This window comes from Thalassotalea sp. LPB0316, from assembly GCF_014898095.1.
Classification (GTDB): domain Bacteria; phylum Pseudomonadota; class Gammaproteobacteria; order Enterobacterales; family Alteromonadaceae; genus Thalassotalea_G.
The window spans coordinates 1,135,737-1,154,437 of the sequence record NZ_CP062946.1 but is presented as its reverse complement, the minus strand read 5'-3'; the positions used below and the strand labels follow the sequence as shown (position 1 = coordinate 1,154,437).

15 protein-coding genes are annotated in these 18,701 nt (G+C 42.3%); 8 read left to right on the top strand and 7 right to left on the bottom strand.

The annotated features are described in order from the left end of the window. The first annotated feature begins 3 nt into the window (after positions 1-3). Positions 4-1,824 (top strand): protein-disulfide reductase DsbD, encoded by a 1,821-nt coding sequence (locus tag LP316_RS05110; RefSeq protein WP_193023006.1) that lies wholly within the window; start codon positions 4-6, stop codon positions 1,822-1,824. Positions 1,825-2,023: 199 nt separating this feature from the next. Here the strand turns inward: LP316_RS05110 and ung are convergent, their stop codons facing one another. After that, positions 2,024-2,683: a uracil-DNA glycosylase gene (ung, locus tag LP316_RS05105; RefSeq protein ID WP_193023004.1), complete on the bottom strand. Its 660-nt coding sequence runs from the start codon at positions 2,681-2,683 to the stop codon at positions 2,024-2,026. Between the two features lie 174 nt (positions 2,684-2,857). Between ung and fbaA the strand changes: the two genes are divergently transcribed. Beyond that, positions 2,858-3,934 (top strand): class II fructose-bisphosphate aldolase, encoded by a 1,077-nt coding sequence (gene fbaA, locus LP316_RS05100; protein WP_193023002.1) that lies wholly within the window; start codon positions 2,858-2,860, stop codon positions 3,932-3,934. Between the two features lie 397 nt (positions 3,935-4,331). On the opposite strand, the gene LP316_RS05095 is transcribed toward fbaA, so the two are convergent. The 3 genes from LP316_RS05095 to LP316_RS05085 are packed head-to-tail and all read right to left on the bottom strand — an operon-like array spanning position 4,332 to position 8,240. Continuing rightward, positions 4,332-6,761 (bottom strand): bifunctional diguanylate cyclase/phosphodiesterase, encoded by a 2,430-nt coding sequence (locus LP316_RS05095; RefSeq protein WP_193023000.1) that lies wholly within the window; start codon positions 6,759-6,761, stop codon positions 4,332-4,334. A gap of 1 nt (position 6,762) precedes the next feature. Continuing rightward, the gene (locus LP316_RS05090; RefSeq protein WP_193022998.1) at positions 6,763-7,953 is read right to left on the bottom strand and encodes a hypothetical protein; all 1,191 of its coding nucleotides are present in this window, start codon (positions 7,951-7,953) and stop codon (positions 6,763-6,765) included. Next, positions 7,953-8,240 (bottom strand): hypothetical protein, encoded by a 288-nt coding sequence (locus LP316_RS05085; protein WP_226960808.1) that lies wholly within the window; start codon positions 8,238-8,240, stop codon positions 7,953-7,955. The genes LP316_RS05090 and LP316_RS05085 overlap by 1 nt, the downstream gene beginning before the upstream one ends. Positions 8,241-8,685: 445 nt before the next feature. Here LP316_RS05085 and aroQ point away from each other — a divergent pair, with 445 nt between their 5' ends. From aroQ to LP316_RS05065, 4 genes are all read left to right on the top strand, one after another. Beyond that, positions 8,686-9,150 carry a type II 3-dehydroquinate dehydratase gene (aroQ, locus tag LP316_RS05080; RefSeq protein ID WP_193022996.1) on the top strand — a complete coding sequence of 155 codons (465 nt, stop codon included), beginning with the start codon at positions 8,686-8,688 and terminating at the stop codon, positions 9,148-9,150. 13 nt (positions 9,151-9,163) lie between these two features. Beyond that, complete coding sequence (accB, locus tag LP316_RS05075) at positions 9,164-9,622, top strand: acetyl-CoA carboxylase biotin carboxyl carrier protein (protein WP_193022995.1); 459 nt, start codon at positions 9,164-9,166, stop codon at positions 9,620-9,622. A 22-nt stretch (positions 9,623-9,644) separates the two neighbouring features. After that, positions 9,645-10,991 (top strand): acetyl-CoA carboxylase biotin carboxylase subunit, encoded by a 1,347-nt coding sequence (accC, locus tag LP316_RS05070; RefSeq protein WP_193022994.1) that lies wholly within the window; start codon positions 9,645-9,647, stop codon positions 10,989-10,991. Between the two features lie 93 nt (positions 10,992-11,084). After that, positions 11,085-11,261: an oxidoreductase-like domain-containing protein gene (locus LP316_RS05065; protein ID WP_193022993.1), complete on the top strand. Its 177-nt coding sequence runs from the start codon at positions 11,085-11,087 to the stop codon at positions 11,259-11,261. On the opposite strand, the gene LP316_RS05060 is transcribed toward LP316_RS05065, so the two are convergent. Together LP316_RS05060 and LP316_RS05055 are read right to left on the bottom strand one after the other, a co-directional pair. Continuing rightward, positions 11,258-12,490 carry a multidrug effflux MFS transporter gene (locus LP316_RS05060; RefSeq protein WP_193022992.1) on the bottom strand — a complete coding sequence of 411 codons (1,233 nt, stop codon included), beginning with the start codon at positions 12,488-12,490 and terminating at the stop codon, positions 11,258-11,260. The genes LP316_RS05065 and LP316_RS05060 overlap by 4 nt on opposite strands. 1 nt (position 12,491) lies before the next feature. Next, positions 12,492-13,949, bottom strand: coding sequence for a PLP-dependent aminotransferase family protein (locus tag LP316_RS05055; protein WP_193022991.1), 1,458 nt, complete (start codon positions 13,947-13,949; stop codon positions 12,492-12,494). Between the two features lie 144 nt (positions 13,950-14,093). Between LP316_RS05055 and LP316_RS05050 the strand changes: the two genes are divergently transcribed. Continuing rightward, positions 14,094-15,008: a DMT family transporter gene (locus LP316_RS05050; RefSeq protein ID WP_193022990.1), complete on the top strand. Its 915-nt coding sequence runs from the start codon at positions 14,094-14,096 to the stop codon at positions 15,006-15,008. 70 nt (positions 15,009-15,078) lie between these two features. Here LP316_RS05050 and LP316_RS05045 read toward each other — a convergent pair whose 3' ends face one another. Continuing rightward, positions 15,079-17,493 (bottom strand): zinc-dependent metalloprotease, encoded by a 2,415-nt coding sequence (locus LP316_RS05045; protein ID WP_193022989.1) that lies wholly within the window; start codon positions 17,491-17,493, stop codon positions 15,079-15,081. Between the two features lie 154 nt (positions 17,494-17,647). Between LP316_RS05045 and LP316_RS05040 the strand changes: the two genes are divergently transcribed. Beyond that, the gene (locus tag LP316_RS05040; protein WP_193022988.1) at positions 17,648-18,616 is read left to right on the top strand and encodes a class 1 fructose-bisphosphatase; all 969 of its coding nucleotides are present in this window, start codon (positions 17,648-17,650) and stop codon (positions 18,614-18,616) included. The last annotated feature ends 85 nt before the right edge of the window (positions 18,617-18,701 follow it).

Genomic DNA, 18,701 nt, shown 5'->3' with positions numbered 1-18,701 from the left:
TGTATGAAAAATATTATTAAGATTTGGCTGTTAGCATTAACAGTTAGTTGTTCGAGTGCTGTGGCACAAAACCCTATTTTTGACACCTCTAATGTATCGCTTTTTAGCAACGATAATGAGTTTTTAAAAGTTGATGAAGCCTTTATTTTTGATTACTACCAAAAGGATAATCAATTAGAGATCACCTTTAATGTCAAAGACGGCTACTACCTTTATCGCCATCAATTCAAGTTCACGCCAACTAATAGCTCAATTTCACCCGTTAACCTACCCGAAGGTATTGAACACGAAGACGAATTTTTTGGGCTTCAGCAAATCTACCCTGATTCGCTCAAATTCAATATCAATATTGAAGAAGCAAAAGCGGGCGCAACACTACAGGTAAAATATCAAGGCTGTGCGAAAAAAGGCCTTTGCTACCCACCGGTAGTAAAAACGATTGAACTCGATCCGGTTGAACACTCGACCAAGGATGTTTTGGCTGCGCTGAGCTCAAACTCACCTAGCCAAGCAGAGCAAGAACCCACAGAAAAAGTTAATGCAGCGAAAAGCTCAGAGCAATTTGAATTATTAGATATGCTCAAAAACGAGAGTTTGCTGATCACCTTATTGGCATTTTTTACTGGTGGTTTGTTGTTGTCATTCACCCCTTGTGTGTTCCCAATGTATCCTATTCTAACGGGGATTATTGTTGGCCAAGGTGAAGGGTTATCAACCAAACGCGCTTTTAGTTTGTCATTTTTCTATGTTCAAGGCATGGCGTTAACTTACACCGCTTTAGGTGTTGTTGTTGCGCTTGCCGGTGCGCAATTTCAAGCGATGTTCCAGCATCCCGTTGTTTTAATAGTGCTAAGCGTATTGTTTATTTTCCTCGCACTGTCGATGTTTGGGTTGTTCAACTTATCTCTGCCATCAAGTTGGCAAAATAAACTCAATGAAATGAGTAACAAGCAAAAAGGGGGCTCGTATACCGGTGTATTTGCCATGGGTGCAATCTCTGGCCTAGTTGCTTCACCATGCACAACGGCGCCACTAACCGGCGCATTAATCTTTATCGCCGAAAGTGGTGACATTATTACCGGCGCAAGTGCACTATATGCCCTGAGCTTAGGCATGGGCTTACCCTTACTCGTTTTAGGTAGCTCAGGCGGTAAGATTCTGCCAAAAGCGGGTAACTGGATGAATGTCATTAAAAATATCTTCGGCTTGTTACTACTAGCTGTCCCCATTTTCTTATTGGAGCGATTCCTTCCTGCGCAAATCAGCGAAGCGTTATGGGCGTTATTACTGTTAGCTAGTGCAACTTATTTTTATGTTGCCAATTCACAAACGCAAAAGACCTTTGGTTACGGCGTACGCAGTCTGGTGATTTTCTTGATGCTGTTCTTTGGCGCAACCAAGCTCTATCATATTATTTCGCCAAGCCCGCAAGTACCTCATAGCCAAGGGCAAGTTGAGCATAAAGCTTTTATCTTTGTTAACAACTTAGCCGAGTTAAACGAGGAAATCGCCAAGGCCAATAGCCAAGGGCAAACCGTGATGCTCGATTTGTACGCCGACTGGTGTATTGCCTGTAAAGAATTTGAAGAGTACACCTTTCCGAAAGCTAATGTGCAACAAGCGTTGGCAAATACTGTGTTAATTCAAATTGATTTAACCGATACCGGCAGTGACGCAAGTATTGAGCTTATGGAGCATTTCGACGTATTCGGCTTGCCATCAATTTTGTTCTTTGATTTACAAGGCAATGAATTGAGCAAACAAAGAGTAACCGGCTTTATGGGCGCTGATGAATTTACCGCGCACTTGAAAACGTTTTTGTAATAACTTTTTAGCCAGTTTACGTGCTACTGACTAACACCTCGTCATCCCGGCATGTTGTTAGCCGGGATCTCTTGTATCGATTTGAGACTCCGGCCTTCGCCGGAGTGACGAAAAAGATGGCTTCACCGAAGTGACGAAAAAAGATGGCCTCGCCGGAGTGACGAAAAAAGATGGCCTCGCCGGAGTGACGAAAGTAATTCTATACCTGCCAGTCGATCGGCGTTAACCCTAAATCAACTAGGCATTGATTAGCTTTCGAAAAATGGCGACAACCAAAAAAACCGCGATAAGCGGAAAGTGGTGAAGGATGTGGCCCTTCAATAACGACATGCTTTTCTCGATTAATTTTTTTACCTTTCTTTTTCGCATGCGCCCCCCACAAAATAAAGATCATAGGTTGTTCACGATCATTGAGTTGTTCAACCACTTTATCGGTAAAGGTCTCCCAACCTAAATCTTTATGCGAGTGCGCCTGCCCCTGCTCAACACTAAGCACGGTATTAAGCAATAGTACGCCTTGTTTCGCCCAATCGGTTAAGTCACCGTGCTCAGGAATTTCAAAGCCTTCAATATCTGTCGCCAACTCTTTATACATATTGACTAACGAAGGGGGAATTTTTACGTCCTTTTGTACGGAAAAACTCAAGCCATGTGCTTGCCCCTCACCGTGATACGGATCTTGGCCAATGATCACCACTTTCACCGCTTGATACGGCGTTAAGTTAAAGGCGTTAAACAAATCGCTATCACTGGGGTAAATCTTAACGCCCTGAGCGCGTCGGTGTGCAATATAAGTTAATGTATCGGCAAGATAAGGCTGTTGTTTCTCGTTATCAATAAATGACTGCCAGTTGTTCATCGAAGATCATAATCCTAGGAGTTATAGCCGCGATTTTATCACATCGTTTTACTTTAGCTCTAGTAACCAATTGAGCATAAAAATGTGAGTTTACATTGCAAAATTTTGGCTTGAACAAAAACGGTGTCATAATGTAGAAAAACACGCGCAAACTTTTCACATATAAGGACTTTCATGGAACGCTTATCTACGCTTGTTGCCCCAGGTGTTGCAACGCAAAAAGACGTTAAAACTTTACTTGATTACGCCAAAGCGAATAACTTTGCTTACCCTGCAGTTAACGTGATTGGTAGCCACTCAATCAATGCGACATTAGCTGCCGCAAAAGAAGTTAACTCACCGATTATTATTCAGTTATCTCATGGTGGCGCGAGCTTTTTTCTAGGTAAGAGTGTTGGCTTATCGGGCAACGATGCTGCAGTTGCGGGTGCGATTGCCGCAGCTCACTATGTCCATCAAGTTGCCAAGTATTACGGTATACCGGTGATTTTACACACCGATCATGCGGCGCGTGAATTACTGCCTTGGATCGACGGCATGCTAGAAGCTAGTGAAGCTCATTTTAAGGCAACAGGTAAGCCGCTATTTAGCTCGCACATGATTGACTTATCGGTTGAGCCTTTACAAGAGAACGTCGAAACTTGTCGCGACTACCTCGCGCGTATGACTAAAATGGGCATGACCTTAGAAATCGAACTCGGTTGCACTGGCGGTGAAGAAGACGGCGTGGATAATTCACACCTTGATAGCAGTGCGCTATACACGCAACCTGAAGATGTTGCTTACGCTTATGAAGTACTTAACGCAGTATCAGAAGACTTCACCATTGCCGCGTCATTTGGTAATGTCCACGGTGTTTATAAGCCGGGCAATGTTAAATTGACCCCAATGATCTTGCACAACTCACAACACTATGTGGAAGAGAAATTTGGCTTAGCTAAAAAGCCATTAAACTTTGTCTTTCACGGCGGTTCTGGCTCCGAGTTATCAGATATTCGCGATGCTATTGATTACGGCGTGATAAAAATGAATATCGACACCGACACCCAATGGGCAACCTGGGAAGGCGTGAAAAACTATTACGATGACAACCAAGGTTACTTACAAGGCCAAATTGGTAACCCTGATGGTGATGATAAACCAAACAAAAAATACTACGATCCGCGCGCTTGGTTAAAACATGCTGAGCAGAGTATGACAAAGCGCTTAGTCACCTGTTTTGATGATTTGAATTGTTTAAATAGATATTAATACCAAGTGAATTAAATATTTGCTCACTCAGCGAGATTTAAAAGGCTTTTAGACAAGGCTTTGAATGCCGATAATGGTTATTCCCTTATCAAAATCAGTAACGAAGTATAAAAGTCTTTTAAACTCGCCCTTGGGAGCTCGTCAGAAAAGTGATAATTTCACAAATTTACTTGATGTAGATTGACTACACCTGCATAAATTTCTTTTATTCTAACTTCCCTGACGTAGCTCTGAGTCGGTCAAATATTTATTTCAATTGGTATAAAAAACTATGGTTAAAACAAAGGCTGATATGTCATCCATATCAGCCTTTTTTATTGCAGATCGAGAAAGAGTAAGTTCAAAGGTTTGCTATCATATAGCCGTTAATTGCTCTAACTTAACCGCCGGATAAGTTCTACTGGTAGACATCGGCATTATTCCAAATGCCATGGCGAAATTGCTCCTGAATATAGTCAACAATTTCATCTTCCGGCACGGGCTTTGAAAAATAATAACCTTGAAAATAGTCACAGCCATTCTCTGCTAAGCTGCGCATTTGCGCACTCGTTTCAACACCTTCGGCGACCACTTTTAAGTCCAAGCTTTTAACCATCGCAATAGTCGACATGATAATTTGATAATCGGCATTATTTTCTAACATACCAAAAACAAAACTCTTATCGATTTTTATAATATCGACAGGCATGCGCTTCAAGTAGGCAAGTGACGAATAACCCGTACCAAAGTCATCGATGGCAAAACTAAAACCAGACTCACGTAGTGTCACCATTACGGCTATCGCATTATCAATATCTTCAACCAGCGTTTGCTCGGTGAGTTCCAGTTCAAAATGCTTAGCATCCAGTTCATAGGCTTCTAATAGATTAGTAAGAAATGACACTAAATTAGGATCTAAGAACTGATTTGCCGATAAATTAATCGCTACTCTAATATCTTCATAGCCCAACTTAATAAAGTTGCGGACTAATTCAAAGCAGCGTCTTACCACCCAGTAACCAAGCTCGACCATTTGTTCCGAGTTTTCTAATACGGGAATGAAGTCATCAGGCGAGATCATACCGCGCTCTGGGTGTTTCCAACGCAACAGTGCTTCAAAGCCAATAAATCGGTTAGTGTTTGCTTCAATTTGTGGCTGTAGGGCCAAACTAAATTGATGCTCTAACAAAGCCGTTCGCACATCGTTTTCCATCATCACTCGGTGTGCAACACGTTGATACATAGCAGGGTCGTAGGCAAAACATTGATCGCCACCATTCATCTTCGCTTCATACATGGCGATATCGGCACTAGAAATTAAATCATCAGCGGTGGCTTCGTGGTCGGTACAGTAAACCAAACCCAAACTCGTCGACACATAAAAGAGGTTTTCATCTAACTTAATAGCTGATTTAAACTGCTTGAGAAACTCTTGAGCGAGGGTCATCCCTTCTTCTTGGCTGTTTAATTGGCTTAGAATAATGACAAACTCGTCACCACCGAATCGGCAAACTACATCAATGCTACGAGCACACGCATTAAGCCGTTTAGCTGCCTCCACCAATAGTTTGTCACCTTCACTGTGACCATAACTATCATTGACCTTTTTAAAGTCGTCTAAATCCAAGAACAATAGCGCAAAGCCTTGATCACTGTATCTCAATTTAGCGAGGCTTTTCTTTAATTCAAAATTCAGCATATTGCGATTTGGCAAGCCAGTAAGTAAATCGTACATCGCAATATTTTCTAGTTCGTTAGTTTTCAGGGTCACTTTTAAATTAAGCTTTTCAAGTTGATAACTTAGCATAGTGGCCGATTCAATCACGGTGTCGAGCTCATCACTAAACCAGTTATTGCGCTTAAATTCTGCTTTGCGAAATTCTGTGAATTGCTTTTTAGCAAGTAACGGCAGGTAACTAGCTAAGGTCACTAGACGCTCAGTAAATGTTCGTGAAATCATGTATACCACGATGCTCACAACGATAAAGAATGCAATAACCGCGGCGAGGAATTGATTGCGGTAAAGCTCACTTTCGGTGGTGTATTGGCTTAAGTCCTCGATTAAAATAAGGCTATAAAAGCCTTTTTCATTTGACGTTAGAGACAGAAAATTAATCAAATAGAAACGTTCTTGGAAGGAAAAATTAAGGCCTTGAGTCATTGTACTATCAATACTCGAAGGGTCGAGGTTTAAGGTCTTCACATAGTCGACTATCGGCTGGTTAGACGTTAACAGTACCTCGGCATCGTTCAAAGAACCATGGTGAGGGATCCGTAAAACCGAAACCTCACTGCCAAGCAGTTGATTAAACGCTAACAGCGTATCACTCATGTTAGCCTTGATAACAATCGATGCCACTTCGCCATGCTGATTCATAATCGGCAAGCCAACTGTTTGAAAGCATTGTCGATCACACAAAATTTTCGAAACGGGTTCTTGCTTTAATTGAACCTGTTGACTGATTTGTAAAATATCGCTTGCTATTGGTGAGGTCTTAAAGCTAATTTGATCATCTTGAACAAGCCAAATGTCCTCGATATCTAAATGCAGTTGAATTTGCTCAAAATGTAGCTGCAAGGTTTGACCTAATTCATGAAAGTTTTGATATTGACTGGATAAACTTGGATCACTAAACCACTCAACTAACATTTGTAGCTTTTGAACAAGTTGCAACGACTGCATATCGAAAAAGTTTCGCCCTTGTTCTAACGCCTCTTCTTGGTGTTGAGCGTAATCGGATTCAAGCTTGACAAATGAGAGCCATGAGTAAAACAAACTAATACACAGCAAAGTGCCAACTAATACTGAAATTAGTTTAAAAGAAACACTGACATAAAACTTTTTCATCTTAGAACCAATACATTAATTGCAATGCCCAAACCTGCCAGTTCTTTTTGTTGTTATTTACAGGATCTGGAAAAATTATTGGGGTTAAGCGCGCTGTACCTTGTACCCAATGATTTTCCAATTGCAGACGTAAATTAGGCATAAAATCATAACTTACACCCAACGTTGTAGTATGTTGAAAAGCGAAATAATGAGGGACTAAACCACCACTACCCGCTTCAAGATCATCGCCATTGCGATCATCTTTATTGCCGTAAAAGCGTTCAACGCGACCTAACAATGTTAGTTCATCAGTCAATTGATACCTCGCCTGTCCATAGATACCTTGACTAAACCTATCAAGTAACGAGCCGGCGAAATATAAATCTTCTAGCCGAAATCGCTCTTGCATGATCTCACCACTAAATTGCCAACGTTCACCTTCGTAATTAACGTTTGCAGTATAGCGTTGCAAAATCAGCTTGCCGTCGCTAAAAACATCTTGCTCGCCCGCGTGATAGTTAAATTCACCCGTTAAAAAGCCCATGCCAAAACGCCACGGCGAAACACCATAAGGCTGCCAATATACACTCGATTGCAAATCAAACTCGTGATCTAAATCACCATTTGCTTGATCGCCTAGCATAATACGACGCTGTTTACTTGAAATTTCAGAGCGACTCGATGATAAATTAAAGTCGATACTTCCGTAATACTGGGAGTCGTGTTTATGATTGATATAAGCGCCCGCGCCGCCGACACTTAAGTCACGCGTGGCATCGAAATACATACCTTGAGGAAGCAAAATGGAAGGCCTAGCCATAGGAACATCTCGGACACTAGAATAGAGGTAGGTATAGTTTTTAATTTGCCCGATATAAATATTGGTATTGTCGTTTTCATCGCTATAGGCGTGCCAGTCTAACATCAAATAATCAACACGAGCACCTTCGTTATAGCGATTACCACCATTGATGTATACACCTTGTGCAGCTAATCTTAAGCGCTGCGAAATTTGGTATGAAAAGTTGAGCCCTACTTCAGTCAATTCAGGTGAAATATCGCCATCATCATTAATATAGGTTGAGTCTTCTGCTTGAATTAGCCCTTGAGAAACAAAGCCATGCCACTGAAGGTCATCGGCGGCGACACTGGAAACTGACCACATCAAACTCGCCCCAATAGCGAATAATTTGCCTAATACTTTCACCATTACTGTGCCTCCTTTGCAATTATATTTAGCCCATCAATCTCTGCGTTGTCATCGATATAACCTATCGAACCGGGTGTTTTTCGAACGGCTTCTATCAACTCCTCGACCGAATTCACCTTTATCGGTGGTTTAGCAAGGCCAGAGAAGGTTAACTTTATCCACATTTTATCGAGTTGATAGGGAAATATTTTCAACTCTGTTTTAGTGAACTCTTGGTGAACAGGATGTGAGCTAGGTAACGTGAACACAACAATAGTCTGGCCATTGGGCCAAGTTGTTTGTCTCATTGTGTAAATACGTCGCAATTGAGCGGTTGACAGTTGCTTGGTCTCAATCGACGCGTGGGAAATGATATGAATTGCTGATACTCGAGTAGAAAACACCAACCCAATTAGCAACATAAAAAGGCTAAAATATTTAATCGTTAGTCCCTTACTTTTCATAGCGCTTATGCACCGCTTCCTATAAGGCCTCAAATTCAGTAAGTTGCTGATATTATAGCCACTTACCGCTTGTAATAATTAGCGTTAAGTGTAGCTGATTTAAAAAAAAATGCTCGCTTTTCTTACATCAACGTCATCAGACCAGTATTTTACTGCTAATTTCTGCGAAAACACTATAATGTGTAGCTAAAATTACAGAATAACAAAAATTAACAACAGAGAAACTGTAAACCCATTAAGATCTATGCAATGATGGATTTACCTTCAACTTGATGAAAAATAGCTAACGATGAATGCAAAATCAAAGATTTTAGTGATAAACGGGCCAAACCTAAACATGCTAGGTAAACGCGAACCGACAATATACGGTGCATTATCACTAACTGACATTATCGAACAATTAACAGACAAAGCTCAGGCGATGAATGTGTCACTTAGCCATGTTCAGTCGAACGCTGAGCATGTCTTAATCGATGCAATCCACAACAGTTTCAACCAAGTTGACTTTATTATTATTAATCCTGCTGCCTTAACTCATACCAGTGTTGCGTTGCGTGATGCTTTACTTTCGGTTGATATTCCGTTTGTTGAAGTTCACCTGTCTAACGTGCACGCCCGTGAATCGTTTAGGCATCAATCATATTTATCTGACGTTGCTCAGGGTGTTATTTGTGGTCTTGGTCATCAGGGCTACGAATTTGCATTAACCTATGCAGTAAACTTCCTAACAACGCAGAAAACCAAACAAAACTAACAAAGGTGTTCCAATGGATATTCGTAAAATTAAGAAATTAATCGAGCTGGTTGAAGAATCAGGCATTAGCGAAATTGAAATTTCAGAAGGTGAAGAATCAATTCGCATCAATAAAGGCGGCATTGCAATGGCACAACCTGTTATGCAAGCTGCACCAGTTATGCAGGCTCCAGCGGCTGCACCTGCAGCATCGGCAGCACCGGCACCAGAAGCGGCAAGCGCTCCTGCGGCACCAACCGGTCACATTGTTCGTTCTCCTATGGTTGGTACTTTCTACTCAGCAGCATCTCCTGATGCAGCACCATTTGTTGAAGTTGGCCAACACGTCAACGCTGGCGACACGTTATGTATCGTTGAAGCAATGAAAATGATGAACCAAATCGAAGCAGATAAGTCTGGTGTTATCAAAGAAATTTTAGCGAAAAACGAAGACGCTATTGAATTCGATCAACCGCTATTCGTCATTGAATAAGCCCAACACTGAGGGTAATTCCATGTTAGAAAAAGTTGTTATTGCCAATCGCGGTGAAATTGCACTTCGCATTTTACGCGCGTGTAAAGAGCTTGGCATAAAAACAGTAGCGGTACACTCAACAGCCGACCGCAACTTAAAACACGTGTTGTTAGCAGATGAAACCATCTGTATTGGTAAAGCACCAGCAACAGAAAGCTACTTAGATATTCCAAGTATTATCACGGCAGCTGAAGTGACTAATGCGACCGCCATTCACCCTGGTTACGGCTTTCTTGCAGAAAACGCTGATTTTGCTGAGCAAGTAGAACAATCAGGCTTTACATTTATTGGCCCGAAAGCGGAAAGCATTCGCATTATGGGTGATAAAGTGGCCGCTATTCGCGCGATGAAACAAGCGGGCGTACCTTGTGTGCCAGGTTCTGATGGGCCATTAACTGATGATGCTGAGCTAAACTTAGCCCATGGTAAGCGCATTGGCTACCCTGTGATCATTAAAGCCTCAGGTGGTGGCGGTGGTCGCGGTATGCGCGTAGTTCGTCAAGAAAGTGAGCTACTCGAAGCAATCCAATTAACTAAGTCAGAAGCGCGTGCTGCATTCAACAATGACATGGTTTATATGGAGAAATTCCTAGAAAACCCACGTCACGTTGAAATTCAAGTGATCGCAGACGGCCAAGGTGGTGCGATTCACTTAGGTGAACGTGACTGCTCAATGCAACGTCGTCACCAAAAAGTGGTTGAAGAAGCACCAGCACCGGGTATTACACCGGAAATGCGCAAGCAAATTGGTGAGCGTTGTTGCCGAGCGTGTCTTGAAATCGATTACCGCGGTGCTGGTACGTTCGAATTCTTGTATGAAAACGGCGAGTTTTACTTCATTGAAATGAACACCCGTATTCAGGTTGAACACCCAGTAACCGAGATGATCACTGGTGTTGATTTGATCAAAGAGCAACTGCGCGTAGCTGCTGGTCAACCGTTATCTTACACCCAAGATGACATTAAGATTTCTGGTCACGCGATTGAATGTCGTATCAATGCCGAAGATCCACGTACTTTTATCCCTTCGCCGGGTAAAATCACCCGTTTCCACCCTGCAGGTGGCATGGGTATTCGTTGGGATTCTCACATTTACGCCGATTACACCGTTCCACCGTATTACGATTCAATGGTTGGTAAGTTAATTACTTATGGTGATAACCGTGATGTCGCGATTGCACGTATGCGTAATGCACTCAATGAGTTAGTGGTTGACGGTATTAAAACCAATATTGCACTGCACAAAGATATTCTCAATGACGAAGGTTTCGTCAGTGGTGGTGCAAACATTCACTATCTAGAAAAGAAACTCGCTGAGCAAGAGTAATTGTTAGTAGCGAACTTAAATGGGGTCAGAGTAAATTTACTCTGACCCCATTTTTTTATATGCTACACAAGTTGAATTAGAAAGGTTGTAGTCATGTCGAATCAAGAAGGTATTATCGAAAAACCCACTCAGCCAGCTGATGACGATTGTTGTGGTGGTGGCGCTTGTAATCCCTGTGTTTGGGATGATTACAACGCCAAAATGCGTGCGTGGCGTGAGCATCAAGCAAAACTCAAAGGCCAAGAGAATTTGCTTGCGACAGCTGACTAACCCTGTGCTTTTAGCTTTTGTTTAAAAACTTGCTGTGTATGCCGATATCTCATGCGCTTTAAGTTCGCCGGCAATTGAAATAAGACAATAAGCGCGATACAACTAAACATCAAAGCGGCAAATACGGTAGCACTGCCATTGTGAAAAAACGCCATGATCGGTCCAGCCAAAGCACCAACGCCAAACCTTAATACGCCAATCACTGCGGTTGCAGTACCTAGATGTTGTTTAAATCGCGAATACACTAAGGCATCGGCATTAGCTGCAATAATCGATAAACTCCCCATCAATGGCAGTAGCGCTGTAACAAACCAACTAATCGGTGCACGGCTTACCGTTACTAGGACTAGCGCGGTTGAGAAAATCAGGGCGACCAATAAACCGCCATTGAGCATAGCACGTGAACCGACTTTACCAACTAGTCGGGTATTAATGAAGTGTGCGGTCATCAAGGCGAAAACCGCCGAGCCAAATAGCGCACTAAAAGTAAATTCACTGGTTTGATATACCGATAAATAAACAAACGGAATCGCTGTAATATAAGCAAAAAAGGCGAGTGACACCGCCATTGAAGTCATCAGATCTACCCGCGCTTTTTGGCGGCTAAAGACCAAGTGATAACGCCTAAAAAAAGCCAGCGATTGCGGTTGTACTTGCCGTTGCTTTTTCTCTGGCATAAATCTGATAACCAGGCCCAACATAGTTAAGGCATAGGCTGTTAAGGCAATAAAAATCAACTGCCAACCACTTACCGCCAACAAGATACTGCCAATGGCTGGCGCTATCATTGGCGCGAGCATCATTACCATCGAAACATACGACAAACCTTTTGCCGTATTAACGCCGTAATATTCCTTTATCGTTGCTGGAATAACCACTAACGCACTTGAAATGATAAAGGCCTGAACAAAGCGTAAAACAAAAAATAGCTCAATGGTTTGGCAAAATATTTGGGCAAAGCTACAAACCAAAAAGCCACTAATCCCCATGATCACCATAGTGCGCCTTGGTCGAATATCTGACAAAGGCCCAAATAAAACCAAACCACAAGCGTAACCAAGTAAATAAATGCTTAAGGTGTTTTGCATCACCGGCATAGTGGTTGCTAACTCGCTCGCCATTACCGGCATTGCCGGTAAATATAAATCGATAGCCAACGGCGACATCGCCATTATGCTTGCGAGCAGAAAAATTAAACTTTTCAGCGAGTTTTCGCCAGCTTTTGCCATGTTAAATCAACTGATATTTCTGATAGTGAAGGTGAACAATATCACCGAGTGTTTTTATTGCCTGCTCAATGTGGTCATCCCAAACAACACCGTAGCTGAGCCGCATGTAATTGTGGTACTTACCCGATGGTGAAAAAATCATCCCTGGCGCAAAGCTTACACCAGCTTCAATTGCTTGGTGAAAAAAGTCACTGGTATTTATTTTTGATGAACAACGAACCCACAATACGCTGCCCCCTTGAGGTTGGCTAATGCACACATCTTTCGGAAAGTATTGTCCGATTGCACAACGCATGCGCTCGCAATTATACATGAGTTTTTTGCGCAAGGTCAGTAAATGGCGATCGTAATCGCCTGACAAAACATACTCAGTTAATGTCCATTGCGGTAACATCGCAGTTGAGCATGAATGAGCGCGCTTAATTCGCTTCGCTTGCTCTTCAAATATGCCCGGTAATAAATAGCCTACGCGATAACCTGGCGCTGCAGTTTTTGAAAACGACGAGCAAGTCATCACTAAACCTTGCTGTGAAAAAAGTTGTGCTGGTTTTGGCCGCTCGCCAGAAAAATATAGCTCACCATACACATCATCTTCGATTAACGGCACTTGATAACGCTCAATTAGTTTGACTAGTTGCGCCCGTTTTTCGTCAGGCATTTTCGACCCTAGTGGATTATTTATAGCGGTTGAAAACACACAAGCTTTTATTTGATGTTCATTAATACTTTGCTCAAGTTCTTCTAAACAAATACCTTGTTCTGGGCAGGTATAAATTTCAACAGCCTTCATACCAAGCGTTTCAATCAACTCAATAATACCAAAGTAACAAGGTGACTCTATCGCAATAACATCGCCTTTTTTAGCGACACATTGCAACGCTATTGATATCGCTTCCTGTGCGCCACAGGTAATCACTATATCCTCATAGTTAACCTTAACACCTTGCTCCTGATAGCGATATGCCACCTGCATCCGCAACTTTTGATCACCATTGACCGGTCCATAGCTCACGGCTTTTGCTGATACTTGAGAGAGTACCTTACGCATTAATCGCGCAAGTGTTTTATCCGGTGCTTGGGCACTAATCGGATTGGAGATCCCCAATGAAACGGTATTAGGCATGTGAATAGCATCGTACACTTGTTCGATTAAACTGCGACAATTAACCTCAACCGGATTGGTACTTGCCCATTTATTGCGCATCGGTAAAAGCTTTTTAGCAGAAGCGGCTTTAACATAGTAGCCCGATTGCGGCCTAGCCTGTACTTGTCCTCTTCTTTCTAGCTCGATATAGGCTTGTTTTACCGTTGGTACGCTAATCCCAAACTGCTGACTTAACTTGCGCAAGCTCGGTAGCTTATCACCAGGTTTTAATAAACCTTGTTGATATTGATGCTCAACAAAGTCGATAACTTGTTGATATAAAAAGGCATTGGAATCACGATCAAGCAACTGCAAACTGTATAGGTCTCATTTTTCATTTTTTGTATATGTTATTAAAACAAAAGTTCTATAACCTATGCAATAACTTGATCACCTAACGCTATGAATCCCGATCGGTTAGCTCAATGCTACACAGCACAGACAAAGGAGAGTAAAGTAATGAATAATACCGCGCTATATATCATCACAGTGCTGATTTGGGGCTCGACTTGGATCGCCATTAACTTTCAACTCGGCGATGTCGCGCCTGAAGTTTCAGTGGTATATCGATTCGGCTTAGCCTCAGCAACCTTGTTTCTCTTTTGTAAATGGAAAAAGCTCGATTTGAGCTTACGCCTTGATCAACATATTCAATTGGCAGTTTTTGGTATCGCGCTCTTTGGCACTAACTATTACTTTCTTTATTTAGCGCAAGGTTATATTAATTCAGCGTTAGCATGCATCGCATTTTCAAGCATTATGTTGTTTAACATTATCAACTCGCGAATTTGGTTTAAAACCGATATTTCGAGTCAAACATATCTTGGAGGAGCGATTGGCTTAATGGGCATCACGGTCTTATTTTGGCCGCAAATAGCACACCTTTCGCTCAGCGATACCACATTGATTGGCTTAGGTTTTTCGCTAATTGCAACCCTTAGCGCTTCGGCGGGTAATATGATTTCAATGGTTAACCAGAAAAGGCAATTACCGGTTGTTCAATCAAACGCTTGGGGGATGCTTTATGGCACAATTTTTATGGCAATCGTCGCACTAGTGCAAGGTACATCATTTACCTTTTCAACTAAGCCAGAATATTTATTGTCGCTAGTTTATTTATCACTTTTTGGCTCAGTTATCGCCTTTGGTTGCTACCTAACGTTGCTCAATAACATCGGGGCACATAAAGCGTCATACTCAACCATTATGTTTCCCGCGGTGGCGGTGTTAATTTCAACACTCTTTGAGGGTTTTGAATGGAACATTTATACCGTGATCGGCTTTAGCGCCATTATGGTGGGCAATATCGTTGTGTTGGCGAAACCCAAAAGACGGGTGTCACCCGCAGTTGCACCAACACCGAGTAAAGTTTAATACCCATCAAAACACGATAGGTATGCGGCATGACTTCCCTTCCCGTCATGCCGTTTTTTCATGTCAAAAGTTACTGACCAATCGGCGAACCTGGCGGCAAACGCAGTGAATTAGCCTCTTGAATGCGTGTATTATTTTCTAGGCTCGACTTAATCATCATACTAAGCAAAGTAAATTGTGCCGACATCGCTTTGTACTTGCGATCACCTTGTTTGTCGTCTAACCACTTAACCAAGCTGTTTAACGTCTGATAGACGTGCGCTTTTACTTCAATCACAGTTGTTGGGCTGTGCCAAAGTGTGAGTAATTGCTCAACCACTTCTTGGTTGATGCGCTGTTGAACTAGCACAGATAAACCCGTATCAGGCTTTTGTTTGAGTGTTTGAGCTAATAACATCGAGAATAGCTTATCAATACTTGGCACCGAGCTATCAAACATATGATGTTGGGCAAGACGCGCTAATCGCCCCTGTTCTAACAACAAGCTTATGGTGTGTTTTGCATTGGCTTGCGCCGCTGTTACTGGGTCGAAGGTTAGTCCAGTATTTGACGTAAAGCTTTCGCGATTGCGGCTATAGCCATATGCTTTGGGCGGAATTAATTTAATTAACGACTCAGGCAAAGTTAATGTTTGGGCATCTAATGTCGCTAGCAAAGCATTAACCGCTGCTAACTGATTCTCACCATCCACTTGGCTCACCCCTTTGACTTGCTGTTCACCTTTAACTTCATAGTGGTAATGAACGCCAGCAACGAGCTTAACCGCGGCTTCTACTTGGAAACGATGAAAGTTATAAATAGGTACTAACACTTGTTCTATTTCAGATAATGGCGTGCCGTTGGCAATTGAATTAATACCTAGATGATTTAGCGCGTGTTCACGAACTTTCATCATTCGATTAAGCTCATCAACAGCACTCGCGCCATTATCCCACAAGTGAGCAGTTGCATGACCACCAGAGCGAGGACGGGCATCAGGATCAGAGATATACTGTAATCCCTTAGCTTGTGCCTGTTCAATTAGCGCAGTAAGTGCACTTGCTTCTTGTGCCTGATCATAATCACCATAGCCATAGGCGATAACAAATTTATCCCACTCGCCAATTTTATTATCGTAAGCTTGTGATAAATCAATTTCACCGTCTTTTAGCATCACTAACGGATGCGGATAATCCATTACCGAAGCGCGATTATTAACACTGGCAGCAAAGTTGTGAGCGATCCCTAACGTGTGACCAACTTCATGAGCGGATAATTGACGAATACGCGCTAAAGCCATCTCTTTCATTGGCGTGGTATCAGTATTTTCGCTGTTAAATGGTGACGTTAAGCCAAGCGCAATCAAATAATCTTGGCGCACGCGCAAAGACCCTAACGTAACATGGCCTTTTAAAATTTCACCGGTGCGAGGATCAATAACCGAGGCGCCGTAAGACCAACCACGGGTAGCGCGATGCACCCATTGAATAACGTTATAGCGCACGTCCATCGGATCGGCTTCTGGTGGCAACATTTTCACTTGGAATGCGTTTTTATAACCAGCGGCTGCAAAAGCTTGATCCCACCACATGGCACCATCAATTAACGCACTTTTAATTGGCTCAGGCACACCTGCATCAAGGTAGTAAACAATAGGTTCAACTGCTTCACTATACTCCGCATTAGGGTTTTGCTTTGCTAATCGGTGACGAGGGATAACACGCTTGATCATGTCTTCCTCAATCGCTGAGGCATAGTCAGCGTGCGCGACTGACCAAAAGCCACTATATGGATGAAAATCACGCGGTTTATAACCGTCGTCAGGCAATTCAATTAACGAGTGATGCATATTAACACTGACGGCATTTGGCTCAGGTGAAACCGAGCGAATATACTCACCTGTGCCTTTGCCCACAAAGGTCACGGTTGCTTCTAATTCCGTATTTTTTGGAAATGCTTTTGAGCGTTTAGCATAAAAACCACTGCGAGTTTTATCTGCTTTAAAGCTGCCCTGTTTAGTTTGCGATAATCGGTTAGCGACTTGGTGGATATCTGAAATCAAAAATGGGGTATAGTCGATCAGTACAACACCTTCACCAGCTTGAGCCACTTTAAAGCCCCAAATCACCGAACTGGCAAACGCTTCTTCAATCGCTTGGCGCTCGAGATCATTAGTTGAGTTTGCTCGGTAGTAAGTATTTACTTGCCTTAAGAACACCTTGTCGCCAACCCGCTCAAATTTCACAATGCGGGTATCGCCCAATTGGCCGCGATCTAAGCCGATATCATTGGAACCAACCCCTTTCGGTAAACTACTTTGAAACAAAAACTCTTGGTCGAAGTTATCAATAGCCAGATAAACTTGACCGGTGGTGTTATCGACATAAAAATCAAAATAACCTTGGTGGTGCTCTTTGCCGTTAACAAAGTCACTAAAAGAAGTTTCCGCATTTACATTCAATGCCAAGACACTGAACAGCAACGCAAATAGACGAATAAATTTCATGTGTTTCCCTATTATTTTACTGAAATCGACCACTAAATTGATGTATAATTTTTTGTAATTTTTTTTGAAAGCTTTCAGTAGATTTGATCATTTTAAATAACACGCAAATTTACCGAGCTAAATTTACATCACTCTACGGCAATTAGGTACCAAGATGCAACGACTAGCCCCAGCATTACGTGAAGATAATGTTCCTCTAGATTTGATCTCTTTAATTAAAACCATCCTTGCAGCAACTAAAGAAATTTCTTTTAGGGTTAGCCAAGCCCAGTTGGGCGGCTTAATGGGCTCAACACTTGATGAAAACATTCAAGGTGAAGTTCAAAAAAAGCTCGACGTTGTCGCCAATGAATTAATCAAAGATATCTTATTAGAATCAGGCTTTGTTAAAGCCATTTCTTCAGAAGAAGAAGACACCTCAGTAGCCGGTGAAGAAGATGGCAAGTTTATCGTTTCATTTGACCCACTTGATGGCAGCTCAAATATCGATATCAACTCATTAATCGGCACGATTTTCTCAATTCACGAAGCTATTCCAGAGTTAGCCGCAGACGATCCTGACCAATTTAAGCAAGCAGGGCGCAAACAAGTATGTGCAGGTTATGTATTGTACGGCCCATCAACCATGCTAGTGATGACAACGGGCAGCGGCACGCATTTTTATGTCTTAGACAGAACCCACGGTGGCTACTTATTAGTAGAGCGCAACGTACAAGTACCAGCAGATACCCGTGAATTTGCCATTAACATGTCAAACCAACAGTTTTGGGAACAACCAATGCAAGACTACATTGGTGATTTAGTTGCCGGTGAATCCGGCCCACGTGGTGAATACTTTAATATGCGTTGGATTGCCGCGATGGTGGGTGACATTCACCGCGTATTAACGCGAGGCGGTATTTTCACCTATCCAGCTGATAGCAAAAACCCTGAAAAGCCGTATAAATTACGCTTGATGTATGAAGCCAATCCTATGAGCTTCTTAGTTGAACAAGCCGGTGGTAAAGCAATGACCAGCCAAGGCCCAATCATGGATATAGAGCCAACTGATATTCACCAACGCGTTGAAGTGATTATGGGTTCTCGCAACGAAGTTGATAAGTGTTTATCTTACTATAAGTAACTTCAAGTCAAAAAATACAAAGGGCTAACGATAATATTCGTTAGCCTTTTTTTATGTCTGCCAATTCCCTTATCAGCGTTTTAAA